This window comes from Labilibaculum sp. DW002 (assembly GCF_029029525.1).
In the GTDB taxonomy this organism is placed as follows: domain Bacteria; phylum Bacteroidota; class Bacteroidia; order Bacteroidales; family Marinifilaceae; genus Paralabilibaculum; species Paralabilibaculum antarcticum.
Genome location: NZ_JAKJSC010000001.1, coordinates 2503311 through 2529235 on the forward strand (window position 1 = coordinate 2503311; position 25925 = coordinate 2529235).

Annotated in this window: 26 protein-coding genes and 1 tRNA gene; 18 read left to right on the plus strand and 9 right to left on the minus strand. The window is 34.8% G+C overall.

The window, feature by feature from the left end; genetic code table 11:
• The 8 genes from tatC (at position 1) to clpX (ending at position 8073) form a co-directional block, all read left to right on the plus strand.
• Positions 1-825, plus strand: a complete 825-nt coding sequence (gene tatC, locus L3049_RS09905; RefSeq protein WP_275109648.1) for a twin-arginine translocase subunit TatC — start codon at positions 1-3, stop codon at positions 823-825.
• A gap of 83 nt (positions 826-908) precedes the next feature.
• Positions 909-2069, plus strand: a complete 1161-nt coding sequence (locus L3049_RS09910; RefSeq protein ID WP_275109649.1) for a DUF5686 and carboxypeptidase-like regulatory domain-containing protein — start codon at positions 909-911, stop codon at positions 2067-2069.
• 14 nt (positions 2070-2083) lie between these two features.
• Positions 2084-3424, plus strand: a complete 1341-nt coding sequence (locus tag L3049_RS09915) for a DUF5686 family protein (RefSeq protein ID WP_275109650.1) — start codon at positions 2084-2086, stop codon at positions 3422-3424.
• Between the two features lie 107 nt (positions 3425-3531).
• Positions 3532-4266, plus strand: coding sequence for an LPS export ABC transporter ATP-binding protein (lptB, locus tag L3049_RS09920; protein ID WP_275109651.1), 735 nt, complete (start codon positions 3532-3534; stop codon positions 4264-4266).
• 141 nt (positions 4267-4407) lie between these two features.
• Positions 4408-4489, plus strand: a tRNA-Leu gene (locus tag L3049_RS09925).
• A gap of 103 nt (positions 4490-4592) precedes the next feature.
• Positions 4593-5942, plus strand: a complete 1350-nt coding sequence (gene tig / locus L3049_RS09930) for a trigger factor (protein WP_275109652.1) — start codon at positions 4593-4595, stop codon at positions 5940-5942.
• A 148-nt stretch (positions 5943-6090) separates the two neighbouring features.
• Positions 6091-6771, plus strand: coding sequence for an ATP-dependent Clp endopeptidase proteolytic subunit ClpP (gene clpP, locus L3049_RS09935; protein WP_275109653.1), 681 nt, complete (start codon positions 6091-6093; stop codon positions 6769-6771).
• Between the two features lie 87 nt (positions 6772-6858).
• On the plus strand, positions 6859-8073 hold the full coding sequence (gene clpX / locus L3049_RS09940; protein WP_275109654.1) for an ATP-dependent Clp protease ATP-binding subunit ClpX: 1215 nt from the start codon (positions 6859-6861) through the stop codon (positions 8071-8073).
• Between the two features lie 30 nt (positions 8074-8103).
• On the opposite strand, the gene L3049_RS09945 is transcribed toward clpX, so the two are convergent.
• From L3049_RS09945 to L3049_RS09960, 4 genes are all read right to left on the minus strand, one after another.
• On the minus strand, positions 8104-8943 hold the full coding sequence (locus L3049_RS09945; RefSeq protein ID WP_275109655.1) for a hypothetical protein: 840 nt from the start codon (positions 8941-8943) through the stop codon (positions 8104-8106).
• A 7-nt stretch (positions 8944-8950) separates the two neighbouring features.
• Entirely contained in the window at positions 8951-9436 is a 486-nt protein-coding gene (locus L3049_RS09950; protein WP_275109656.1) for a dihydrofolate reductase, read from the minus strand.
• Positions 9437-9531: 95 nt separating this feature from the next.
• Positions 9532-10326 (minus strand): thymidylate synthase, encoded by a 795-nt coding sequence (locus L3049_RS09955; protein ID WP_275109657.1) that lies wholly within the window; start codon positions 10324-10326, stop codon positions 9532-9534.
• A gap of 75 nt (positions 10327-10401) precedes the next feature.
• Positions 10402-11385 (minus strand): nucleoside recognition domain-containing protein, encoded by a 984-nt coding sequence (locus L3049_RS09960; protein WP_275109658.1) that lies wholly within the window; start codon positions 11383-11385, stop codon positions 10402-10404.
• 325 nt (positions 11386-11710) lie between these two features.
• Between L3049_RS09960 and L3049_RS09965 the strand changes: the two genes are divergently transcribed.
• Positions 11711-12967 carry a nucleoside permease gene (locus L3049_RS09965; protein WP_275109659.1) on the plus strand — a complete coding sequence of 419 codons (1257 nt, stop codon included), beginning with the start codon at positions 11711-11713 and terminating at the stop codon, positions 12965-12967.
• A 66-nt stretch (positions 12968-13033) separates the two neighbouring features.
• Here the strand turns inward: L3049_RS09965 and L3049_RS09970 are convergent, their stop codons facing one another.
• Entirely contained in the window at positions 13034-13645 is a 612-nt protein-coding gene (locus L3049_RS09970; protein ID WP_275109660.1) for a bifunctional nuclease family protein, read from the minus strand.
• A gap of 487 nt (positions 13646-14132) precedes the next feature.
• Here L3049_RS09970 and rplU point away from each other — a divergent pair, with 487 nt between their 5' ends.
• The 7 genes from rplU (at position 14133) to ruvC (ending at position 19808) form a co-directional block, all read left to right on the plus strand.
• Positions 14133-14444 carry a 50S ribosomal protein L21 gene (rplU, locus tag L3049_RS09975; RefSeq protein ID WP_275109661.1) on the plus strand — a complete coding sequence of 104 codons (312 nt, stop codon included), beginning with the start codon at positions 14133-14135 and terminating at the stop codon, positions 14442-14444.
• Between the two features lie 19 nt (positions 14445-14463).
• Entirely contained in the window at positions 14464-14724 is a 261-nt protein-coding gene (gene rpmA / locus L3049_RS09980; RefSeq protein ID WP_129252600.1) for a 50S ribosomal protein L27, read from the plus strand.
• Positions 14725-14837: 113 nt separating this feature from the next.
• On the plus strand, positions 14838-16112 hold the full coding sequence (gene serS / locus L3049_RS09985) for a serine--tRNA ligase (protein WP_275109662.1): 1275 nt from the start codon (positions 14838-14840) through the stop codon (positions 16110-16112).
• 86 nt (positions 16113-16198) lie between these two features.
• Positions 16199-18016: a tetratricopeptide repeat protein gene (locus tag L3049_RS09990; protein ID WP_275109663.1), complete on the plus strand. Its 1818-nt coding sequence runs from the start codon at positions 16199-16201 to the stop codon at positions 18014-18016.
• A 38-nt stretch (positions 18017-18054) separates the two neighbouring features.
• On the plus strand, positions 18055-18357 hold the full coding sequence (locus tag L3049_RS09995) for a DUF4286 family protein (protein ID WP_275109664.1): 303 nt from the start codon (positions 18055-18057) through the stop codon (positions 18355-18357).
• Positions 18358-18367: 10 nt separating this feature from the next.
• Positions 18368-19261, plus strand: a complete 894-nt coding sequence (locus tag L3049_RS10000; RefSeq protein ID WP_275109665.1) for a DMT family transporter — start codon at positions 18368-18370, stop codon at positions 19259-19261.
• Positions 19254-19808, plus strand: a complete 555-nt coding sequence (gene ruvC, locus L3049_RS10005) for a crossover junction endodeoxyribonuclease RuvC (protein WP_275109666.1) — start codon at positions 19254-19256, stop codon at positions 19806-19808. The genes L3049_RS10000 and ruvC overlap by 8 nt, the downstream gene beginning before the upstream one ends.
• 55 nt (positions 19809-19863) lie before the next feature.
• Here ruvC and L3049_RS10010 read toward each other — a convergent pair whose 3' ends face one another.
• The 3 genes from L3049_RS10010 to L3049_RS10020 form a co-directional block, all read right to left on the minus strand.
• Entirely contained in the window at positions 19864-20256 is a 393-nt protein-coding gene (locus L3049_RS10010) for an HIT family protein (protein WP_275109667.1), read from the minus strand.
• A gap of 30 nt (positions 20257-20286) precedes the next feature.
• Positions 20287-20760: a transcription elongation factor GreA gene (gene greA, locus L3049_RS10015; protein ID WP_275109668.1), complete on the minus strand. Its 474-nt coding sequence runs from the start codon at positions 20758-20760 to the stop codon at positions 20287-20289.
• A gap of 178 nt (positions 20761-20938) precedes the next feature.
• A complete protein-coding gene (locus L3049_RS10020; protein ID WP_275109669.1) occupies positions 20939-21379 on the minus strand; it encodes a hypothetical protein in 441 nt (146 codons plus the stop codon).
• 97 nt (positions 21380-21476) lie between these two features.
• On the opposite strand from L3049_RS10020, the gene L3049_RS10025 reads away from it, so the two are divergent.
• Together L3049_RS10025 and L3049_RS10030 are read left to right on the plus strand one after the other, a co-directional pair.
• Positions 21477-21938, plus strand: coding sequence for a Rieske (2Fe-2S) protein (locus L3049_RS10025; RefSeq protein WP_275109670.1), 462 nt, complete (start codon positions 21477-21479; stop codon positions 21936-21938).
• Positions 21939-22132: 194 nt separating this feature from the next.
• Positions 22133-24574 (plus strand): sodium-translocating pyrophosphatase, encoded by a 2442-nt coding sequence (locus L3049_RS10030; RefSeq protein WP_275109671.1) that lies wholly within the window; start codon positions 22133-22135, stop codon positions 24572-24574.
• Between the two features lie 97 nt (positions 24575-24671).
• Here the strand turns inward: L3049_RS10030 and L3049_RS10035 are convergent, their stop codons facing one another.
• Positions 24672-25604: a bifunctional riboflavin kinase/FAD synthetase gene (locus tag L3049_RS10035; RefSeq protein ID WP_275109672.1), complete on the minus strand. Its 933-nt coding sequence runs from the start codon at positions 25602-25604 to the stop codon at positions 24672-24674.
• Positions 25605-25925 lie beyond the last annotated feature (321 nt).

A 25925-nucleotide genomic window follows, 5' to 3' on the forward strand; every position in this document is an offset into this window, starting at 1 on the left:
ATGTCAGATAAAGAGGAAGTAAAAGAAGAAGATGGGATGAGTTTCCTAGAACACTTAGAGGAACTCAGATGGCACTTAATGCGCTCGGTTATAGCAGTTATGGCTTTTGCAGTCGTAGCTTTTATTTTTTATGATTTCATTTTCAATGTTCTTATTCTAGCTCCAAAAAACCCAGAGTTTTTCACCAATAGAATGTTCTCTTTACTATCTGACTATACAGGTGTTGAATCATTAAAGATTAATACGAAGCCATTTCAAGTCATTAATATAAATATGGCTGGTCAATTTGCAACTCACATTACTGTTTCATTGGTGATTGGATTGATTGCTGGCTTCCCATATCTGTTTTTTGAGTTCTGGAGATTTGTAAAACCAGCATTATATAAAAAAGAGCAAAAACATGCGAGAGGTTCTATCTTTTACACAAGTTTCTTATTCGCATTGGGAGTTGCTTTTGGTTATTATGTGATTACACCTTTATCTGTACATTTTCTAGGTTCATATAATGTCTCTTCTCAGGTTATGAATCAGATTAACTTGAATTCGTACATTTCTACAGTGACTTCTATAGTGTTAGCAAGTGGAATTATTTTTGAGTTGCCTATTCTAATCTTTTTCTTGAGTAAAATAGGTCTGGTGAGCCCGGAATTCTTAAGAAAATATAGAAAGCATTCTATTGTGTTAATATTAATACTCTCGGCTATTATTACACCTCCTGATATTTTCTCTCAGGTATTGGTATGCTTACCATTAATGTTGCTTTATGAAATTGGAATTAAAATCTCTAAAAACGTTCAGAAGAAACAACAAGCAGCCTTTGAATAAATAACTACTCTATTTATTTGTATTTTTCATTTAACTAATGCCTGAACTATACCTATAGCTCTGGCAATTACGATTATTTATATATGATGAAGATTTTAAAAACAGGGTTTCTGTTATTAACGATATTGGTATTTTCTGGATTTAGCCAAGTAGTATTGGCACAATCAACGAAAATTCGTGGTCGAATTATCGATTCAGAAACAAAGCAACCGCTTCCTTTTGTAAATATTGCATTTAAAGGAACTACCATTGGAACAACAACTGATTTTGATGGGAATTATTTTTTAGAAACCCGAACACCAACCGATTCGTTATTTGTTTCTTTTGTTGGTTATAAAGAGCGAGTTTATAAAATTCAGAAGGGAATTTTTCAAACCCTAAATATAGAGTTGCATTCGGAGACAGTTGCTCTTAATGAAATTAAAGTGGTTCCTGGTGAAAATCCAGCGCATATACTTTTACGTAAAATAATCGCACGTAAAAAAAAGAATAACCCTGCTCGTTTAGAATCGTATCAATACGAAACCTACACGAAAATGGAAATGGATTTGAATAATATTGGAGATGATTTTAAGAACAAAAAAATCATGCGTCAATTCCAATTCGTTTTTGATTATGTCGATACATCTGTTGTGACCGGAAAGTCATACCTTCCAGTTTTTATTACTGAATCTTTATCGGATTATTATTATAGAAAAAGTCCTAAGCTTGAACGAGAAGTTATTAAAGCATCTCAAATGTCAGGAGTAGAGGATAATGCAAGTTTAGCTCAGTTTACAGGACAGTTACATCAGAATATTAATATTTACGACAATTTCATCGATCTTTTTAATAAGGGCTTTGTGAGTCCCATTGCTGATGGAGGATTGAGTTATTATAAGTATTATTTGACGGATAGTGCCTATCGCGATGGCAATTGGTCTTACCACATGTCATTCAAGCCTAAAAGGAAATTGGATCCTTGTTTTGTAGGTGATTTCTGGGTGGCTGATACAACCTTCGCTATTGATAATATGAAAATGCGTATCACCAAAGATGTTAATCTGAATTGGGTAACCGATTTGGTGAGTACCAATGAATTTCAAAAGGTAAATGACTCGACTTGGTTCTTGAAAAAACAGGATTTGTTTGTTGATTTCATGTTGACTAATAGGGATTCTACAAATCAAATGGGATTCTTTGGACGAAAATCGATTTCATATCGCGATGTAAAATCAATCCTCCAATTAAAGAAGAAATTGTAAAACTCGATAACAATGTGATTGTTAAAGAAACCGCACTTTCGCAATCTAAAGAATATTGGGATAATGCTCGCCCATTTAAACTTTCGGAACGTGAATCAGGAATTTATTCTATGGTTGATTCTATTCAAAATGTTCCATTGTATCGAAATATCGTTGATGTGATACAAACTTTCGTGACCGGATATTATACAAAAGGTATGTTCGAATATGGGCCTTATTATAAGTTGTACTCATTTAACGAGATTGAAGGAAATCGTTTTATGTTCGGAGGAAGAACATCCAATGATTTCAGTACGAAGGTGATGTATAATGCACATCTTGCCTATGGTGATAAAGACAATCGTTTTAAGTATGGTCTGGGCTTTTTGTACATGATAGACAAATTGCCTCGCGAGAGTTTTGGTATGCAATGGAGACATGACATACATCAACTTGGAAAGAGCCCCAATGCCTTTACTGAAGGTAATATTTTGGCTTCTTTATTGAAACGAAATCCTAATAATAAACTGACGATGATGAATCAGTTTGAAGCACATTACGAAAAGGAGTGGTTTCAGGGATTCATGAATACATTAAAATTTCGTTACCGAGATATTAGTCCAACTAAATTTGTCCCTTTTGGTAACACATTAGCTAACGGAGCGGCTCCAATATCTGGAATTACTTCTACCGAACTAGAATTAAGAACGCGATTTACCCAAAATGAAAAAATGGTAATGGGAGAATTCGAAAGAGTGCATTTAGGTGGCCCCTTCCCTATTTTTAACCTTTACCTTACCATGGGAATGAAAGATGCGCTTGGCGCTGATAACGAATATTACAAAGTAGATCTTAGTATTGAGCATACTGTTGAAATTCCACCTATAGGTAATTTTTACTATTTACTTAATGCTGGAAAACTATTTGGGAAAGTTCCATATCCACTGCTTCATTTACACGAAGGGAATGAGACCTATGCATTCGACCCGTATGCTTTCAATATGATGAACTATTTTGAGTTTGCCAGTGATCAGTATGTTAGTCTTTCCCTGGAACACCATTTTCATGGTTTTATTATGAATAGAATTCCCTTGTTTAGGAAACTAAAATGGAGAACTGTTATTTCTGGAAAAGGTTTAATTGGTAGCTTAAGTGATAAAAACAATGGAGCTCTTGCCGACTCTGATGCCAAAATGCTATTCCCACAAGGCTTATCAGATGTAAAGGATCCTTATTTTGAGGCGAGTGTGGGCATTGAAAATATCTTCAAGTTTTTCCGTGTAGATGCCATGTGGCGACTGAATCACTTGGATCCAAACCCAAATCAGGACTTTGAAGAATTTGGCATTCGTGCGATGTTCCAATTTACTTTTTAACAAAATTTACAATTTATTGAGATCACTAGGATTAGTGCACAGCACTTTATTCTCATAGATCTTTTTTATATTTGCACCATTCCGATCGTTAAACATATTGAATCACGATGATTTTAAGAGCTGAAAATTTAGTAAAGAAATACAAAAGCCGTACTGTAGTAAAAGGAGTTTCGGTAGAAGTAAAACAAGGGGAGATTGTTGGACTACTTGGACCTAATGGTGCTGGAAAAACAACATCTTTTTACATGATAGTTGGATTGATTCAACCTAATGGAGGTCGAATCTATCTTGATGAAAGAGAAATAACAAAGGAACCAGTATATAAACGAGCTCAAATGGGAGTTGGTTATTTAGCTCAGGAAGCTTCTGTCTTTCGTAAGTTAAGTGTTGAGGACAACATTAAAGCGGTTCTTCAAATGTCTGATTTTACAAAAGAATATCAGGAGCAACGTCTTGAAGAAATGTTGGATGAATTCAGTCTTCAAAAAATTCGTAAGAGTTTAGGAATACAACTCTCCGGTGGTGAGCGTAGAAGAACAGAGATTGCAAGAGCCTTATCAATTAAACCAAAATTTATTCTTTTGGATGAGCCATTTGCCGGAGTAGACCCAATTGCTGTAGAAGACATTCAGGATATTGTTCGTAAACTGAAAGATAAGAATATTGGAATTCTAATAACCGACCACAATGTACAAGAAACGCTTTCAATTACTGAAAGAGCCTATTTATTGTTCGAAGGGAATATCCTGAAATCGGGTACGGCAGAAGAGTTAGCCGCTGACGAAGATGTGCGTAGAGTATACTTGGGAAAGAATTTTGAGCTTAGAAAGCCAGTAAAATAAAGCTTTAGCGCAATCAATAAATTAATTCAAAAACGGAATTAATGTGCGGGATTTATCATTCTTAAAAAAAACTTCTGTTTTTTTCAAATTTACTATTGCACAAATAAAAAAAGACGTTTATATTTGCACCGCAATTAACCCGCGGATGTGGCGTAATTGGTAGCCGCGCTAGACTTAGGATCTAGTGCCGAGAGGCGTGGGGGTTCGAGTCCCTTCATCCGCACTACAGAAAAATAACCTTAAACCGCCCTGCTGAAGATGTACAACATCATGCTTGTGGCGGTTTTTTGCAATTTTAAAGGTTTTATCATTCTAATAGCTGAAAAATGAATATCACAAGAACCAACACTGATGATTTGAATGCTGTAATTAAATTACAGTTAGTAAAGGAAGATTATGCGAGTCAAGTTGACTCTGTGCTTAAGGACCATCGTAGAAAAGCTAGTATTGATGGCTTCCGTCCTGGTAAAGTGCCAATGGGTTTGATTAAAAAAATGTATGGTACTCCTGTTTTAGCTGATGAAGTAAATAAAATTCTTGGTCAAGAGCTATACAAGTATATCGAAGAAAATAAGTTGGATATCTTAGGTGAGCCTCTTCCAAACGAGACTGAGCAAAAGAGCATCAACTGGGAGAAAGATACAGAGTTCGAATTTGTATTCGACATTGCTATGGCTCCTGAGTACACTCTAAACCTAAGTAAGAGAGATAAAATCAACTTCTTTAAAATTGCTGTTGATGAGAAAATGATTCAGAATGGTGTAGATATGCACGCTCGTCGTTTTGGTTCTAACAACGAAGCTGAAGTTGTAGAAGATAAAGAAATCCTTAAAGGTAACTTTGCTCAACTTGACGCTGAAGGTAATGTTGTTGAAGGTGGTATCGCAAGTGAAGATGTAGCTATTTCATTGGAATATATGAAAGACGAAGAGTCTAAAGCTAAGTTCGTAGGTGCTAACGTAAACCAGATTATTACTTTCAATCCTGCTAAGGCATTCCCTAACAGAACTGATTTAGCTTCTATGCTAAACATCTCTAAAGAAGAAGCTGAAGTTTTAGATGCAGACTTCCAATTTACAATTACAGAAGTTAACAAATTTGTTAACGCTGAAATGAATCAGGAGTTATTCGATAAGGTATTTGGTGAAGGAAAAGTTGCTAACGAAGAAGAATTCAAAAACCAAATTAAAGCTGATATCGAAGCTCAATTGGTTAATGATAGCGATTACAAATTCCTTATCGATGCAAAAGAGAAATTAGTTAAGAAAGCTAAGATTGAATTGCCAGTAGAGTTCTTGAAACGTTGGATTATTGCAACTAACAAAGAAATGACTGCTGAGCAAGTTGAGAAAGATTTCGAAAACTACTCAGATGATATTAGATGGCAGTTGATTAAAGATAGGTTAGTAAAAGATAACGACCTTAAAGTTGAAGAAGAAGAGGTTGTAGAATTTGCTAAGAAACAAGCTTTAATGCAATTTCAGCAGTATGGTATGATGGAAGTGCCAGAAGAGTACTTGACTAACTATGCTAAGCAAATGTTAGAAAATAAAGACGAGGCTAGAAAAATCTGGGATCGTAAGTTAGATGATAAAGTTGCTGATTACCTTAAGAACACAATTAAGGTTGAAGACAAGGAGATTTCTACTGAAGAATTCAACAAAATGTTTGAATAAGTCGGTATACCGAAATAATACATTAAACCACGCTTTGTATAAAGCGTGGTTTTCTTTTTGAATTAAACTATTGATTTTGTTAAGCCATTCTTTTCAAATGGAGAAAATTTGACTAATTTAGGTCTACGAAATATAAAATCATATCACTATGATACCACAAGACGAATTTAAAAAGTTTGCGACTAAGCATAGAGGCATTAGTAGCCTGACATTAGATAAATATACTTCTATTGCGAATTCATATATTTCTCCTACAATTATCGAGGAACGTCAGTTGAATATTGCATCAATGGATGTATTTTCTCGTTTGATGATGGATAGAATCATCTTTTTGGGTGTGCCTATTGATGATTATGTAGCAAATATTATCATGGCTCAGCTTTTATTTCTTGAGTCTACTGATCCGTCAAAGGATATTCAGATTTATTTTAACACCCCAGGTGGATCTGTTCACGCTGGCTTAGGAATTTATGATACTATGCAGTATATCAATTGCGATATTGCAACAATCTGTACGGGTATGGCTGCATCAATGGGTGCGGTATTATTGACTGCTGGAGAAAAAGGAAAGCGTTCTGCCTTGAAACATTCACGAGTAATGATTCATCAACCAATGGGAGGAGCACAAGGTCAGGCATCTGATATTGAAATTACTGCTCGCGAGATTATGAAGTTGAAGAAAGAGCTTTATACGATTATCTCTGATCATTCAGGTATGCCTTTCGAAACGGTTGAGAAGAATTCTGATCGTGATTATTGGATGACAGCTCAGGAAGCTAAAGAATATGGTATGATTGACGAAGTTTTGTTGAGAGAACCTAAAAAGTAAGACTTATAGAGTCATAAAAAATTGAGAAATGCAGAGTTAAGCTTAAAATGCTTAACTTTGCATTTCTAGTGTTATAAAATAAGAATCATGGATAAATGTTCATTTTGTGGGCGAGATAAAAAAGATACCAATCTTTTAATTGCGGGGATCAGTGGTCATATTTGTGATAGTTGTATTGATCAGGCTCATGATATCATCAAAGAAGAATCTAAGGTTAATTCAGATCTTAATCTGAATGAGCTTCAATTGTTGAAACCAACCGAGATTAAAACATTTCTTGATCAGTATGTAATTGGGCAGGATGCAGCTAAGAAATACCTTTCGGTAGCCGTATATAACCATTATAAAAGATTACTTCAGGAAGATGATGAGGAGGAGATTGAGATTGAAAAATCGAATATTATTCTTGTTGGAGAAACTGGTACAGGTAAGACACTTTTGGCAAGAACAATTGCTAAAATGCTTCACGTTCCATTCACTATTGTTGATGCAACAGTATTAACAGAGGCTGGTTATGTTGGTGAAGATATTGAATCAATTTTAACGCGTTTATTGCAGGCTTCTGATTACGATGTAGAGGCGGCGGAAAAAGGAATTGTATTTATCGATGAGATTGATAAGATTGCACGTAAGAGTGATAATCCATCAATCACACGTGATGTTTCAGGGGAAGGAGTTCAACAAGGTCTATTGAAATTACTTGAGGGATCTATTATTAACGTGCCACCACAAGGAGGTCGTAAGCATCCTGACCAGAAGATGATTCCAGTGAATACTAAAAATGTACTTTTCATTTGTGGAGGTGCTTTTGATGGGATTCAGCGTAAAATTGCTCAACGTTTGAATACAGCAGTTGTTGGTTTTAATGCAAGTAAAGAGGCAGAAAAAGTAGATCAAGAGAATTTCTTGCAATATATTGCGCCTCAGGATTTGAAATCATTTGGTTTAATTCCTGAAATCATAGGTCGTCTGCCCGTATTGACTTATTTGGAGCCGTTGGATAGAGAGGCATTGAGAAATATTCTTACAGAGCCTAAGAATTCTATTATTAAGCAATACAATAAGTTGTTTAGTATTGATGATATCGAATTGACTTTCGACGAATCTGCTTTGGAGTATATTGTTGATAAAGCTGTTGAGTATAAGCTTGGAGCTCGTGGTTTGCGTTCTATTTGTGAAGCAATTATGATGGATGCTATGTTTGAATTGCCAACTAGTGACGAAAAGAAAATATCCGTAGGTAGAAAATACGCAAGTGAAAAACTTGAAAAAATAAACCTCAAGCGTTTAAAAGTCGCATAGAAAAGGCCGGATAATATCCGGCCTTTTTCTTTATAATGCTATTGTAATATTTTTTCCTGAAACCCTTAATGTTGCATTGGTATCACAATCACTGTCTGGGTCACCATAGTCGATTGTTCCATCTCCTAAATCAACAATTGAAAAATCAGCATCACCTCCATTTATATTCTTGCAAGAGTAGTCATAGGTTAAAACGTCTACACTTTCCAAATTAAAGAACATTCCATCGGGTGTTCCGCCTGAAAGAGTTGATGTAAATTCAAAAATATCATCTGTATAGGTAGTATTGTCATCATTCTCAATTAGAGTATATTCATTAATTACGGATGAGATTGGAAAAATATAGGTAATCTCATCGCTACCCAATATGGAGAAATTAGCATTTTTCACGTCTAATAAAAAATCACTCCCACTAACAATAGTAGTTGATTCAAATTCAATTGTACCTGTAATATCATAACTCGAAGAAGAAAAATCTCTTAAACGAATATCAAATTTACTTAACGCTTCATTTTTAGGATCGACAACTATCTTTCCTTGAAAACTAGCACCGTTAGAAACACAACTAGTAGTTCCATAATCCAATACAATTGAATCCAAAACTGAAGTTGATGCATCTCTGTATACTAATGCATCAAGACAATCACTTACATTCACTTTAATTGTATCTTCTTCAAAATTCAAATTATGCATCGCAATACCATTAACTTCCATAGCTAAATCGTTAACGATATTGTGAATTTGTATTGCAATTTGTGCAGGCACAGTAAATACATCCAAAACCTCTGGCTCCGGATCGGATCCGGTAGAACAGGAATTCCCAGATAATAGGACGAGGCTTAAAAATAAACCTGCAAGAATTTTATTCATAACTAAACTATTTTCTTTTGTAATCAATAAATGAATAAGCATATTCATTCTTCTCATCGGGCATACAATCTTCTCTACTTACCGATTCCCATTCTTGAAAATTTACAACTGGAAAAAAAGTATCCCCTTCGAAATCTTTGTGAACTTTTGTATAATAAAGCTTATCGGCCTTAGACAATGCTTCCTTGTAAATTGTACCACCACCAATAATGAAAACCTCTTCTTGATCTGCAGCTTTCTCAATGGCTTCTTCTAGCGAATTAACTACAATACAACCCTCAGCTTTATAATCAGCTTGACGGGTGATAATGATAGATGTACGATTAGGTAGTGGTTTTCCTATTGAATCGAAAGTTTTACGACCCATAATAATATGGTGACCTGTAGTCAAAGCCTTGAATCGTTTTAAGTCGGCAGATAAACGCCAAATCAGTTGATTATCTTTCCCAATAACATTGTTTTGAGAGGCTGCAACGATGATAGATAGTTTCATATTTCAATAATTATAAATGATAAATTATTAATTATGAATTAGAAGTACAAAATTGTACTGCTAATCATGAATAACTAATAATTCCTAATTATTTTTTAAATGGCAATAGCTCCTTTAATATGGGGATGCGGATCGTAGTTTTCCAGGCTGAAATCCTCATATTTGAAATCGAATATGCTTTTCACATCAGGATTGATTTTCATTTGAGGTAGCTTTTTAGGTTCACGTGTCAATTGTAAATCAACTTGTTCAAGATGATTGTTGTAGATATGAGCATCGCCTAATGTATGAACAAAATCACCAGGCTCTAAATCACAAACCTGTGCAATCATCATTGTAAGCAAAGCGTATGATGCAATATTAAATGGGACACCCAAAAAGATGTCAGCACTTCGCTGGTAGAGCTGACATGATAGTTTACCATCTGCCACATAAAATTGGAATAAGGCATGACATGGAGGCAAAGCCATATTTTCAATATCAGCAACATTCCATGCACTTACAATTAAACGTCGCGAGTTCGGATTATTTTTAATATCATGTATCAATTGAGAAATTTGATCAACATGTTCGCCATTAGGTTTTGGCCAGGAACGCCATTGATAGCCGTAAACATGTCCTAAATCACCATTCTCATCAGCCCACTCATTCCAAATTCTTACTCCATTATCCTGAAGGTATTTTACGTTCGTATCGCCATTTAAAAACCAGAGTAATTCGTGAATAATCGATTTTAAATGAAGTTTTTTCGTAGTCAGTACAGGAAATCCTTTCGATAGGTCGAATCGCATCTGATGACCGAAAACACTTACTGTACCAGTGCCTGTACGGTCTTCTTTTTTATTCCCTTCTTCGAGAACTCTTTCTAATAAGTGAAGATATTGTTGCATAATTATGTGTCAAAATTTAATTTTTAAAGATACATCATTAGACAATAGTATCAAGATATCAGATAATGATTTTTTTTAGTCGCCTGATTTTTTTGAATTAAAGTTCAATCCTTTTTTCAAACCTCTCTCTAACCTACAGAGCCAAACAACTAAAACTCCTAACAAAAATCTAGGTATAATTAGCCATCCTAAAGGAGCACCAATTGCTGCAAACAGCAAAGGATCTTCCAATTGCGAATGCGAAACGGCTACATGATGATTTAATAAATCTGCATCTGATTTGGCCATTTGTCCCTTCTCTACCTGTTCAATCATTATTGCTGATCCATAAGCTAATCCTAAGGTATTTGCAACAATCCATGAGAAAGAAGTAGACTCTGGTAAGCCCATTACAACTTGCAAGGGAGCTAGAATCTTGGACATTAATTTAATTACACCAAAAACTTCCAAAATTCGCTGCAAAATCATTAATAAAGTAATCAAAACAACCACTTTTACGCTTAGCAAAATAGAAGACCAAGCCCAATCCATAAACATTACTTTAAAACTTTCATTTTGCACCAAAACTTGTGTTTGCGCATGAATTAGGTCTGTAGGCAAAGCCCAATTAAGAAAAACCCCAATCGCAAAACTTCCCAGCAAACGAACTAAAAGCATTCTAATGGCCGATGATCCTGTTTTTTTCAGCACAGCTGTCTCAACAATAAATCCATGAGAAACCAAACACATCGCGGCTAAAATAGTTACCACTCTTCCTTCCAGTTCCAAACTTGTTATAACGGCTATAGCGGTATAGATATTTGTAAAAATACTTGTGAGCAAAACAAAAGCCGACTCTCCTGGTAAGCCCATCAACTCAAATACTGGAGCTAAATAGCCCGAGATAACAGCTAAAACACCTGTATAATTCAGTAACAAAACTGCAAAAGAGACAGGAATCATAATACTCAAAAGCCATTTTGTTGTTGCAAATGCCTTTGGTATTGATTCTCGAACGGCTCCCATCAGTTTCGCTTTCGCTGATTGATTATTAGCATGTAAGGAATTTCCTTGAATCATTTTATTGGTCATATGTGAATTGCAAAAGTACTTTTTATCCTCAATTTATTCGCATGCAATTCCAATCCACTCTTTAAATTTATATTGATTTTTTATAGACTTAATTATATAGAATCGTTTCAGATCACTTTTAATTGTCATAAAAAGACATTCCTACTGTTTTATGAATCTATTTTTTTACTTAGTTTTGAGAGCTTTGATTTCAAAATGATTCTATTAATCCTATTTTGATCATTTCGATTCTACAAAAAACAATGCTACTGCAAGAACAACCAATAAGCTATTAAGACATATTAAATTACTAACCTATTTTTAAAACTACGTTATGGGTATAAAGAATCGTCTGACATTATTAAACTTCCTTCAGTTTTTTATCTGGGGAGCTTGGTTAATAACCATTGCAAACTACTGGTTTGGAAATAAAGGCTGGTCGCCACAAGAATTTGGAGCTGTTTTCTCAACATTGGGAATTTCATCTTTATTTATGCCAACATTAACAGGTATAATTGCGGACAGATGGATGAACGCAGAAAAGCTATATGGAATTCTTCATTTATTAGGAGGAGTTGCCATGTTATATCTACCTCAAATTGATGATCCAACACTTTTCATTACGGTAATTTTATTGGCTATGATATGCTACATGCCAACTATTGCTCTAATGAATTCAATTTCTTATACCATATTAAAAAATCAAAATTACGATGTAATTAAGGTATTCCCACCTATTAGAGTCTGGGGAACTATTGGTTTTATTGCAGCCATGTGGGTGACTAACCTAACTGGTTCAAAAGCAACACATCACCAGTTTTACATTGCTGCAATCGCTGCAGCTGTTCTAGCGGTATACTCCTTTACAATGCCGCAATGTAAACCTCAGAATACAACCATAAGTGGTGCTTCCTTAACCGAAACATTAGGTTTAAATGCATTTAAGCTGTTTAAGAACTATAAGATGGCTCTTTTCTTCATTTTCTCAATGTTTTTAGGAGCGGCATTGCAACTAACAAACATGTATGGTGACAGATTCCTATCTGAATTTGAGAAAGTTCCGCAATATGCAGATTCTTTTGTTGTAAAATACTCAACAATTATCATGTCCATTTCTCAAATTTCTGAAACACTATTCATTCTGGCTATTCCTTTCTTTTTAAAGAGGTTTGGGATCAAAAAAGTGATGATCATCAGTATGATTGCATGGGTATTGCGATTCGCACTATTTGCTTACGGCGATCCATCAGGGGGACTTTGGATGATTATACTTTCATGTATTATTTACGGAATGGCTTTTGACTTTTTCAATATTTCAGGCTCACTTTTCGTAGAAACACAGTGTGATTCAAATATCAGATCAAGTGCGCAAGGACTATTTATGATGATGACCAATGGTTTTGGTGCTATTCTGGGCTCATGGCTAAGTGGAATTATTATTGGAGCATTCTTCACTAGTGATTCAGGAGATTTTATCTGGATGGATATTTGGAACACTTTTGCAGCATACTCATTGGTAATAGCAATTTTCTTTGCCATTCTATTCAAGCATAAGCACGATCCTAAAGAACTGGTTGATATAAAACACTAGATTATAGATACAAAAAACGGCAAGCTTAAAGCTTGCCGTTTTTTTATGATGTTATCTTGTATATCATTAACTTTTCTCTCCTCTTCTTCCAATTTCATCCCTTAATAATGATGCCTTCTCGTAATCTTCATCCTTAATGGCATCATCTAACATCCCAGTAAGTTGAGCTAAGGAATAATCAGAAAATTGATTTCCCGCAGAAGTTGATGGCATCACTGATTCTGATTCTTTTGGTGCTGCAATTGATGGCTCTTGTGATTCACCTTCAATACTTAATACAATTCCCGCCTTCTCAATAATTTCATCGGTTGTGTAAATCGGGCACTTAAACCTTAAGGCAATAGCTACCGCATCTGATGTTCTTGAATCGATACGAATTCGATTAGCTCCCTTTTCACAAATCAATTCTGAATAAAAGATTCCCTCTTCAAGACGATAAATATTTACCTCTACTACATTTACAGTAAATGCTTCGGCAAAACTCTTAAACAAATCGTGTGTTAATGGTCTTGGTGGTGCTAACTCTTCTAACTGAATGGCAATAGATTGTGCTTCAACACCACCTATTATTATAGGAATTCTCCGATCTCCATCCTCTTCAGACAGCACCAGTGCATAGGCTCCTGTTTGAGTCTGACTGTATGACAATCCTAATACATTAAGCTTTATCTTACCCATAAAAACTCCTAAAATTAATCAGCTATCAATTTAACAAATATAAGAATTGTTTTAAAAATTAGTGAAGCCTAAATTTTCAAATTACCTCTTTGCATAAATAGAAAACTGATTTCCTTTAAATTAACAACTAAAATTTAGCAGGAAATCATTCATCTAATTTTTAAAAGTATTTTTTTTTATAAAAATAGCCCTCCTATATTGTGCTTAAAATGTTTTATATGAAGATACATATTAAAGCGAAACAAAGCCAAAACTATATAGGTAAAGTTTATTTTTATAGTTTATATTTGAAAAATATTTGGGTCAAAGAAATTAAAAAAATAAAAAAGAAGAGCAAACTGTTCATTTATAGACCTAAAACTTTGTTTATCAATTATTGTTTTCTATTTTTGCAGTCCGAAAACATTTCCCTTGGGGGTTCAAAAAGAGGTTGCTTTAAACGTATTAAAACACCCACCTTCAGGAATAAACCGAAAATTGTAGAATAATGTACGCAATTGTAGAAATCGCTGGTCAGCAATTCAAAGTTGAGAAAGACCAAAAGATTTTTGTTCACAGACTTCAAACTGAAGAAGGTGGACAAGTAGAATTCGCCAAAGTTCTTTTGTTAGACAAAGATGGTGAAGTTGTAGTTGGAGCTCCAGCTATTGAAGGTGCTAAAGTTAGCGCTAAAGTAATCTCTCATTTGAGAGCTGATAAGGTAAAAGTATTCAAGAAGAAAAGAAGAAAAGGATACAGAAAACTGAACGGTCACCGTCAGAACTTATCTCAGATTCAGATTGAAGAAATCGTAGCTTAATACTTAAAAATATCTAAAAATGGCACATAAAAAAGGAGCCGGTAGTTCACGAAACGGTAGAGAATCCGAAAGTAAGCGATTAGGCGTAAAAATTTATGGCGGACAAGTTGCCAAAGCAGGTAGCATTTTAGTACGTCAAAGAGGAACAACTCACAATCCAGGTGAGCACGTAGGTTGTGGTAAAGATCACACTTTATTTGCACTAGTTGCTGGAACAGTGGTATTCAAAAAGAAAAGAAACAACAAATCATACGTTTCTATTGAGCCTCTTGCTGAATAATTTATTTAGCATTAAAATATTTAAATCTCCTCTCTTTATTTCATGTAAAGACAGGAGATTTTTTTATTTTTACACCTTGAAGTTTTAGATATAATCATTTACAAAAGTTACCGATGCTAAGTCTTAAATACATACAGGAAAACAAAGAGGAAGCTATTGAAGCCCTTAAAATCAAGAATTTCGATGCGAAAGAAATCTTTGATAAAATCACTATTCTTGACGAAAAAAGAAAAGCAAACCAAATTAAGCTAGATGCTAATTCGGCTGAAATGAATAGCCTTTCAAAGGAAATTGGAATGCTATTTAAGTCAGGAAAAGCTGATGAAGCAAATGCTGCTAAAGCTAAAACCGGAGAGTTGAAAGAGTCCATTTCGGAATTAAACACTGAAATGACTGATGCTATTTCTCAATTGAACGACTTACTTCTTAAAATTCCTAATATTCCTCACCCTACAGTACCAGCAGGTAAAGGTGAAGAAGAAAATGTGATTGAAAGAACCGAAGGTGAAATGCCTAATTTGTATGAAGGCGCAATTCCTCACTGGGAATTAGCTAAAAAATACAATATCATCGATTTTGAATTAGGAAACAAAATCACGGGTGCAGGTTTTCCTCTATACCGTGGTAAGGGTGCAATTTTCCAGAGAGCTTTAATCAACTTTTTCCTTGATGAAAATCGTAAGGCCGGATACGAAGAAGTCATTCCTCCATTGATGGTAAATGAAGCTTCTGGATATGGTACAGGTCAGCTACCTGATAAGGATGGACAGATGTATCATGCAACTGAGGATAACTTATACTTGATTCCTACAGCTGAGGTTCCGGTTACGAACATCTACCGCGATGTTATTTTGAAAGCAGAAGATTTCCCTATCAAAAACACAGCTTACTCAGCTTGTTTCCGTCGCGAAGCAGGTTCATATGGTAAAGATGTTCGTGGATTGAATCGCCTTCATCAGTTTGACAAAGTAGAAATCGTTCAACTTCAGCATCCTGATAAATCTTACGAAGCTTTAGATACAATGGTGGCTCATGTTGAAAGCATTATCAAGAAATTGGAATTACCATACCGTTTACTACGTTTATGTGGCGGCGATACAAGTTTCACAGCAGCTTTAACTTTCGATTTCGAGGTTTTCTCTGCAGCTCAAGATAAGTGGCTAGAAGTAAGTTCTGTTTCTAACTTCGAATCGTACCAAGCTAATCGCTTAAAGCTTAGATTCAAAGAAAAGAATGAGAAGAAAACTCAATTGGCTCACACATTGAATGGTTCTGCTTTAGCTTTACCTAGAATGGTAGCTGCTTTATTGGAAAACAATCAGTGCGCTGAAGGAATTAGAATCCCTAAGGCATTGGTTCCATATACAGGATTTGACTTAATTGACTAAAGGATATTTACTTAATTTTGAAGCCCGGTTCTAAACAACCGGGCTTTTTTTATATTTTTGATTATTGTATCATTAAAAATCCTGCTTTGAAAAAATTCTTAATTAGCTTTCTGCTTCTTATCTCCTTCTTGGGATCAGAACATGCCTTTTCTCAAAATCGTATTCAAACCGATAGCCAATTGGCCTTTGGTTACTTCAGAGATAAGGAATATCAGCCAGCAGCTTCTTTGTTTTTTAATTTGCACAAAGCAACTCGCTCCAAAACTTATTTCAACTACTATATTGATTGCTTAATTCAATTGGAAAATTTTCAAGAGGCAGAAAAAGCAATTAAAAAGGAGATTAAGAAAAATCCGGACGACCGAAGTTTTTTAATTGCCTTGGGCTTTCTGTATAAAAAGGCTGGAGAAAATGAAAAACACCTAAACCAATACAACAAAGTACTGGATAAATTAATTCCGGTAAAAAGCCAAATTACAAGCATAGCAAATTCTTTTATCAGTAAACGAGAATATGATTATGCCATAAAAACTTATTTGAAAGGGCGCGAAATCCTTAAGCAGGATCACGTTTTTCATCTTGAATTGGCCAATGTATTTCTTTCGCAAAGAGATTTCGAGAAAATGGTTTCGGAATACCTATTGGCATTAACGATCGATCCAAACCTAAACAAACAAATTCAAAACCGACTTCAATCGGCCCTTTTGCAGGATATTAATTCAAGTCTTGATCCAATTCTAAAAAATCAACTCTTACAAAAAATCCAAACCCAATCTGACAATCTAGCTTTTAAAGAACTATTACTTTGGTATTTTATGCAGAAAAAGCAATTTAAAGCTGCCTTTACCCAAGCCAGATCCTTAGATTTATTGAAGAATGAAGATGGCACACGCTTACTAGCTTTAGCAAATGCAGCCAGAACTAATCACGATTATGAAACAGCCCTTAAGTGCTTTCAATTGGTGATTGATAAAGGTGAATCAGCACCCAAATACTTATCTGCTCAAATGGGCGATTTGGAAACCAGGTACCAAACTCTGGAAGAGCAAAATTCCTATTCTAAGGATGTTTGGATCGAATTATCAGAACGGTATCAAAAATTCTTTGAGACAGAAGCGAATTATTTAAAAGCAATATCTAGCGTAATTCAATATGCACATATCAATTCTTTCTATTTACTGAATCCTGATAAATCAATAGAATTATTAGAGAGAACATTGGCAAAAAAAGGAATTAATAGCTTGAATAAATCAAGGTTAAAATTAGAATTAGCAGACACAAAATTATTCGCAGATGATAAATGGGATGCGATTTTACTTTACTCCCAAATTGAAAAATCGAACAGAAACAATGAGCTTGGCTTCGATGCTAAATTTAAAAAGGCAAAGGTTTCCTATTATATGGGAGAAGTAATTTGGGCGAAAGCACAGCTTGATGCATTAAAAGGCAGTACTTCGAAATTAATTGCCAACGATGCCATTTCACTATCGCAATTGATAAGCGATAACACCACCTTGGACACGAGCTATACAGCAATAAAATTATATGCTGCTGCTGATTTTTTAATCTATCAACGCAAAGATTCTTTAGCCATTTTAAAATTTGAAGATCTTCTTAAAAATCACACAGGACATTCTCTTAGCGATGAAGCCTATTTTAAGCTCTACGAAATTTATTATAAGGCAAACAAAATGGATTTGGCCAATGAAGCTTTAGATGCCATTGTTAATGAACATCCATATGAATCCATAGCCGCAAAGGCCTTATTCGTTCAAGCTGAATTATTTGAAAAGCTGCAAAAGCCCGAAAAAGCAAAAGAAAACTACAAAACAATTGTAACTGAATATCCTGATAGTATTTTCTCGGTTGATGCAAGAAAACGACTAGAAGCCTTTAGAAAGTAATATTTAAGATATCTTTGCACAAAATAAAAAAACAACTAATGATAATATACAATACAAGCTTCTTGATTGAGGATACAATGGAAGAAAGTTTTTGTGAATGGATGAAAACTAAATTTATCCCTTTGCTAAAAGAAACAGGAACTTTCTCGTCGAGTTATTTTTGTAAAGTAATGGTTGCAACTGAAGATGGAGGATTGACCTTTTCTTTGCAATTACTTTTTAAGTCTCGAGAATTGTTCAACAAGTATCACACTAGCTTTGAACCTAAAACAAAAGCAGTTTTCGATGCCAAATTTCGAAATCAGGTAATGACTTTCTCATCTCTTTTAGAAGAGGTCTAAATCGAATATTTTGAAATTACAGAGCAAAGCATACATCTACGCCCTATCCGCAATTCTTTGCTGGTCGACAGTTGCTACAGCCTTTAAAATTGCTTTAGTAGGCATGGATTTCATGCATCTTCTGTTAATTTCATCTGCAGTCGCAATGCTTTTTTTGGGAAGCTTACTTTTGTTTTCTTCTCAATTAAAAAAAGCATTCTCTGGAACTAAAAAAGATTACTTACGATCGGCAAGTTTGGGTTTCCTAAATCCTTTTTTATACTATTTAGTGCTCCTAAAAGCTTACTCGATTATTCCAGCACAATTTGCTTTAAGTCTTAATTACATTTGGCCAATTACACTTGTCTTGCTTTCGATTCCTCTTCTGAAACAGCGAATTGGGTATAAAAGTATTTTATGCATTTTACTAAGCTTTTCCGGTGTTCTTGTAATTGCAAACAAAGGGTCTTTTACATCGATAGAAACACCAAATAACCTAGGTGTTTTACTGGCTTTAGTTAGCTCCATTTTTTGGGCTCTCTATTGGATCTTTAATGTTCGTGATCAGCGAGAGGAAAAAGAAAAGCTTTTTCTTAATTTCGTTTTTGGATTTGGATACACTCTATTATTCATTTCTTTTTTTGGTGAATTTCAACTTCCAAACACGAAGAGCATTCTTGCTACAATTTACATTGGATTGGTAGAGTGTGGCTTGGCTTATCTTTTTTGGCTTAAAGCTATGAAGAGTACAAGTTCCACTGATAAAATAAGTAATCTGGTATTTTTAAGCCCATTTATTTCCATGTTCTTTCTTTATCTGATTATCGGAGAATCTATCTATATTAGTACTCTTGTGGGACTGGGTTTAATAATCTTGGGAATTGTTCTACAAAAATTCGTAAAAAAAGCCAATTCAATTGAGTAACGACAGAATTATAATGGGCATTGACCCAGGGACCAATTTAATGGGTTACGGACTCATAAGAGTTGTTGATAAAAAACCACAAATCTTAGTTTCTGGAGTCGTAGACATGAAAAAAATCACGGACCCATATATTAAGCTTCAAAAAATATTCCAGCGAACTTTGCAGGTTATCGATGAATACCATCCTGATGAACTGGCTATTGAGTCACAGTTTTTCGGCAAAAATGTACAATCAATGTTGAAATTGGGAAGAGCTCAGGGGGTTGCAATATCTGCTGCCCTGCATCGCAACATTCCTATTTTTGAGTATGCTCCAAAAAAAATAAAATTGGCGATTACAGGTACTGGACTTGCCTCAAAGGAACAAATGGCAACCATTCTTCAGCGATTTTTTAAGATGAAAGATTTTCCGCAAAACTCAGATGAAACGGATGCCATCGCAATAGCCATGTGTCACTTCTTTCAAGGGAATAATCCTTTGGCAAAAGCAAAACCAACTTCTTGGGCCGACTTTGCGAAAAAAAATCCAGACAGAATAAAGAAATAAGCATAAAAAAAGCCGCTCCAAATGAAGCGGCTTTCGTATTCTATATTTTAATTCATTAAAAATTCTTTCGAATCTTATCGGCAATCTCAGCTAACTGCTCAGCAGAAACTTCCAATTTTTGGTTTGCAAAATTTAAATCACCAATCTTATTTAATGGCACTAAATGAATGTGCGTGTGTGGAACTTCAATTCCAATAACCGCAACACCTATTCGCTTGCATGGCATTGTTTTCTCAACCGCTTTAGCTACTTTTTTTGCAAAAATATGTAAGCCACTTAAGACATCATCTTCTAAATCAAAAATATAATCTACCTCTTGTTTTGGTATAACCAAGGTATGACCTAATGCCAGTGGACTAATATCCAAAAAGGCAAAATAGTTTTCATCTTCTGCAATTTTATGACAAGGAATCTCGCCATTAATTATTTTTGTGAAAATTGAAGCCATGTTTATTTATTTTATGATTTTAAAGCTTAATTAGATAGAAATATCAACAATTTCGAATGGTATTAAACCATTTGGAACCTGAATTTCAACAATATCACCAACAACCTTACCAATTAAACCTTTTGCAATTGGTGTATTGATAGAAAGTTTTCCTTGCTTAAAATCTGCTTCTGTTTCAGATACTAAAGTATAGGTCATAACAGCTCCATTCTTTTGGTTCTTAATGGTAACTTTATTCATCATCTGAACTTTCGATGTATCAATTTTAGTCTCATCAATAACCCTACTATTTGCAACAATACCTCTTAATTGTGCAATTTTTGCCTCTAATAATCCTTGAGCTTCTTTTGCGGCATCGTATTCTGCATTTTCCGACAAATCACCTTTGTCGATTGCTTCTCCAATTTGCTTAGATATGTTTGGACGCTCGATGGTTTCAAGTTGTTCCAATTCTGCTCTTAACTTTTTTAGTCCTTCGGCTGTTACATATGAATAACCAGACATAATATCCTCCTATTTAAAATTCTCTTAATTCAAAACGATTTGATCGCTAGCGATCTATAAAAAACAAAAAGAATCTCGACACTTCGAAACTCTTCCGGATGCGAATAGTAAAATTTCGCAAAATGCATCCATTCCTGTATTGATTAACAGGAACCTATAAAAGTATAATTTTTTTACATTAATTGTACTTTCTATCTAATATTTCCTTGTAAATAATTGCCTGACGCCAATCAATTTTTTCACTTTCGTCCTCTTCCTCTTCTATTTCATCTATACGATCTATAGAAATAGAATCTAAGCCCCCAAAAGTAGATTTTTTTGTCTCCACGCGCTCTTCAGCTTTTTCCCTTTCCCTTCGATTGTATTCCTCCATCATGCTTTCCTGACGCACTGGTTCTGTTTCTTCAACAGCTTGGACTTGAGATTTGGGTATTGCTCCTCCTAAGAATGCCTCCAAAACTGATTCCAAACCCTCTTTAGGTTCGAATTCTTGCTGCTCAACTTCACCATCTTCTGGAGGGGCGACAGCTACAGGTGGCTTCTTTTTCTTCAGCATACTAATGATACCAAAGAGCACTACAGCAATCAAATAAATTATATTTCCCCAATCACCATCCATACGAATACGATTAAAATTGAATAAAAAGCTTAGTTTTGCTTCTGCGTAACACTAAAAACAACAATACAAGCGTTATTAAAAGTAAATAAACACAAGAATGAGCATCAACAAATCAAATTTACTATATTTTTTTCTTTTCCTTCTGTTAAACACGATTTTTTGTTCGTGTAGTTCCGATAATAAGAACAAAGATATTGTTCCCAATTGGCATATCAACTCAACACTATATTTAGATTACCATAGCGAACTAGGTTCAGTTAACAATGCACTTTATTTTTCTGATATAGGTGGAGAACCCGTAGGCTATATGAACCATGGCATTATAGTCGTAAAATTAAATACAGGTTTTGCTGCTTATGATGCCACTTGTACTCATGATGTTGAAGCTGAAGAAAATGTTGAACTTGATGGTGTTTTTGCAGAATGTCCAGTTTGCGAAAGTAAATTCAATATTCTTGATGGTGGATATCCTTTCGAAGGATCCGTTGCCCGATATCCTCTCAAAAAATACAATGCTCGCTATTCTTCTTCAAGTAATACACTTCGAATTTTCAACTAAATTCATTCCCATAAAAAAAGTTAGCCCTTTAATTAAAGAACTAACTTCGACAGGTTAAAAATAAGAAAATCAGGATACAATCAAAACAAAATAAAGTTTACTTTTCAAAAAAGTAATAAACTAAAGCCTTGTTTCACTGTTCAATAATGCATAATTTGAAAGGGAATTCACCTAATTAAATTAATTGTTATCCTATGAAAAAAGCATTATTACTACTAGTGTTCGGGGTATTGTTAACCCCTTTTTCAAGCGTTGCCAGTGAAGCAGATTTGGTTGTTCCGGATTTAAAACAAAGTGTTTTTACCGGTCTTGGGGGTGTGAACGGTTGGGATTTATTGTTTTATGGTATTATTGTAATTGTCCTTGGCTTACTATTTGGGCTTGTTCAATTCAATCGCATCAAAAAATTGCCAGTACATCACTCGATGGCAAAGGTTTCTAATATTATTTACGAAACCTGTAAAACGTATTTATTACAGCAAGGTAAATTCCTAATTATCTTGTTTGCAATTATTGGTGTTGCCATTAGCTATTACTTTATAGCATTGGCTCATATGTCTATCCCTAAAACTTTACTTATCCTTCTTTGGACTGTACTTGGTATTTTAGGTTCTTATGGTGTTGCCTGGTTCGGTATTCGTATCAACACGTATGCTAACAGTAGAACCTCCTTTGCTGCGCTTAAGAAACTCCCTTTTAATGTGATGTCTATTCCTTTGCAAGCTGGAATGAGTGTTGGTCTTCTTTTAATCTGCGTTGAGTTGATTATGATGATAGCCATCCTTCTCTTTATTCCTGGCGAAAGTGCTGGAGCATGTTTCATTGGTTTTGCAATTGGTGAATCACTAGGTGCATCTGCATTGAGAATTGCCGGTGGTATTTTTACTAAAATCGCTGATATTGGAGCCGACTTAATGAAGATTGTTTTCAAAATTGATGAAGATGATCCACGTAACCCTGGTGTTATTGCTGACTGTACTGGTGATAATGCTGGTGATAGCGTTGGTCCTACGGCTGATGGTTTTGAAACCTATGGTGTAACGGGTGTAGCCCTTATCACATTTATTATTCTGATGTTTGGTGAAACGGGCTTACTTCCTGATGTAGAATTTGCATCAACTCTAATTGTTTGGATATTCGCAATGCGTGTTCTTATGATTTTTACATCTGTATTTTCATATCTTGTCAATCAAGCTATAGCTAAAATAAAATACGCAAAAGAGGAACATTTCGATTTTGAAGCTCCATTAACTTCATTGGTTTGGATTACTTCTATTATTTCAATTGTTGTAACCTATGCATTAAGCTATGTTATGATATTTGATCTTCCTGAAGGATTATGGTGGAAACTTTCTACTATTATTTCTTGTGGTACTTTAGCTGCCGCTATTATTCCTGAATTTACCAAAGCTTTTACAAGCTCTAAATCTCGTCATGTACAAGAAGTTGTAAATGCTTCTCGTGAAGGCGGGGCTTCATTAACTATCCTATCTGGTATGGTAGCTGGTAATTTCTCAGCATTCTGGAAAGGAATGGTTATGATGGCGCTAATGGCTGTTGCTTTTTACACGGTTCAGGATCTAAGTTTATTTGGTGAATATCCTGGTATTTTTGCTTTTGGTTTAGTTGCTTTTGGATTCTTAGGCATGGGACCTGTTACCATTGCTGTTGACAGTTATGGCCCGGTTACCGATAATGCTCAATCGGTATTTGAATTATCACAAATTGAGAAAATCCCGAATATTAAAGAAGAAATCAATAGTGAATTTGGTTTTGAGCCTAACTTCGAAACAGGAAAGCATAATCTGGAAGAAAATGACTCTGCAGGTAATACTTTTAAAGCTACTGCGAAACCGGTATTAATTGGAACTGCGGTTATTGGTGCAACTACAATGATATTTGCAATTATTCTACTTCTTAAAAAGACAATTCTTTCTAATGGTGAATCTTTATTGCAAATTGAACTTACCGATCCGTCTGTAATTCTTGGTTTAATAACTGGTGGTGCTGTTATTTACTGGTTCTCTGGAGCATCGATGCAAGCTGTAACAACAGGTGCTTATCGTGCTGTTGAGTATATTAAAAAGAATATCGATTTAAATAAGTCGGAAGCCGATATCGAAGATTCTAAGAATGTTGTAAAGATTTGCACGCAATATGCTCAAACGGGTATGTGGAATATCTTTGCTGTTATCCTTAGTTTAACTTTAGCTTTTGCATTCTTTAGCCCTAATTTCTTTGTTTCTTATCTAATTTCAATTGCTATTTTCGGATTATTCCAAGCTATGTATATGGCAAATGCCGGTGGTGCATGGGATAATGCTAAGAAAGTTGTTGAGGTTGATTTAAAAGAGAAAAACACAGCTCTTCACGATGCAACTATTGTTGGTGATACTGTTGGTGATCCATACAAAGATACCTCATCAGTAGCTTTAAATCCTGTAATCAAATTTTCAACCTTATTCGGTTTATTAGCTGCTGAAATTGCTATTGAATTAATCGTTGAAGCTGACAAAACCGGAGGAACAAATATTGCTCCTTATATTGGTGTTGTTTTCTTAGCAATTGGTTTATTCTTTGTTTACCGCTCATTCTACGGCATGAGAATTCCGGCAAAGGAATTAAAAACGAAATAAATACATTTCAGGTAAAGCCCCGGAGAGATTTCTTCGGGCTTACTTTTTTAATAATGAGCAGTTAATGATTGGGAATTACGAATTCCCACAATCACCATTATTCCCCTAACAAATTCTCTACCTCTTTTTTATCTTTAGCCAGCTGAGCCGTTAATTCGTCTATTGACCCAAAGAACTGTTCGTTACGAATGCGTTGGTAAAAATGAATGGTAATATTTTTAAAGTAGATGTCCTGATCAAAATCAAGAATGTGAACTTCGATGGATCGATTGTCCAATTGATTGTTAACGGTAGGTCGAACACCAATGTTTAGCATTCCCAAATAACGTTTGTCATCCACCTCTACTTTAACAGCGTATACACCATCCTTAGGCACTAATTTATAGCTCTCCTGAGGATCGACATTCGCCGTTGGAAAACCAATTTCATGTCCTAGCTTCTTACCATCAACAACAATACCTTTAATGAAATAACGATGACCTAAATATTTATTAGTTGTTTGAATATCCCCTTCAGCTAAAGCTTTTCTAATTTTAGTTGAGCTAACATCTATGGTATCTACATTCAAAACCTCCAATTGCTCAATCTTAAAATTAAGCTTATCAGCATAAACTTTTAAATCTTCGTAGGTTCCTTTTCGCTTATGGCCAAATTTATGGTCATAGCCAACAACCAGAGATTTCATTCCTATCTGCCCCACTAAAATTTTCTCAACAAAGTCGGTATAGGATAATTTAGAAAATTCCTTTGTAAATGGGTAAATCACCAAATGATCCACACCAGCAGCTTCAAGTAATTTCTTTTTCTCTTCAAGCGTATTAATCAAACGTAACTCGTCGTCATGCGTGTTCAATACCAAACGAGGATGTGGATAAAACGTAAAAATTACTGTTTCTCCATTCACTTCGCGGGCTAAGTCCTGAAGGCGCTTAATGACCTTTTTGTGTCCCAAGTGCACACCATCAAATGTTCCAATGGTGACAACCGGATTGGTTGCAGAAAAATCTTTTAAATCCGTATATATTTTCATGTGAAAGCTAAATTATTAACCAAGTTAAAATATCCTCTGTACACAACCACTCAATATTCAACAACTCCTTTGCACAAAAAATAAAAGCTCGATTTCTAGCAGCAAAAATATGAAAATTTGTGGAACTAAGCCCGACTTGCCAAAAGCGATTGTATTTTCACTTCATAAATTAAAAAATCGAATGTTCTTAAAAGTTCTATTTTACCAATATCAAATTAAACTGACAGGTGAAATAATAATGATTATACAGGAAATTATTAGTAAATTTCCGCCTAATATTCTGAATTGTTACTAAGAAAATTGATTTCTAAGTCATTCCTA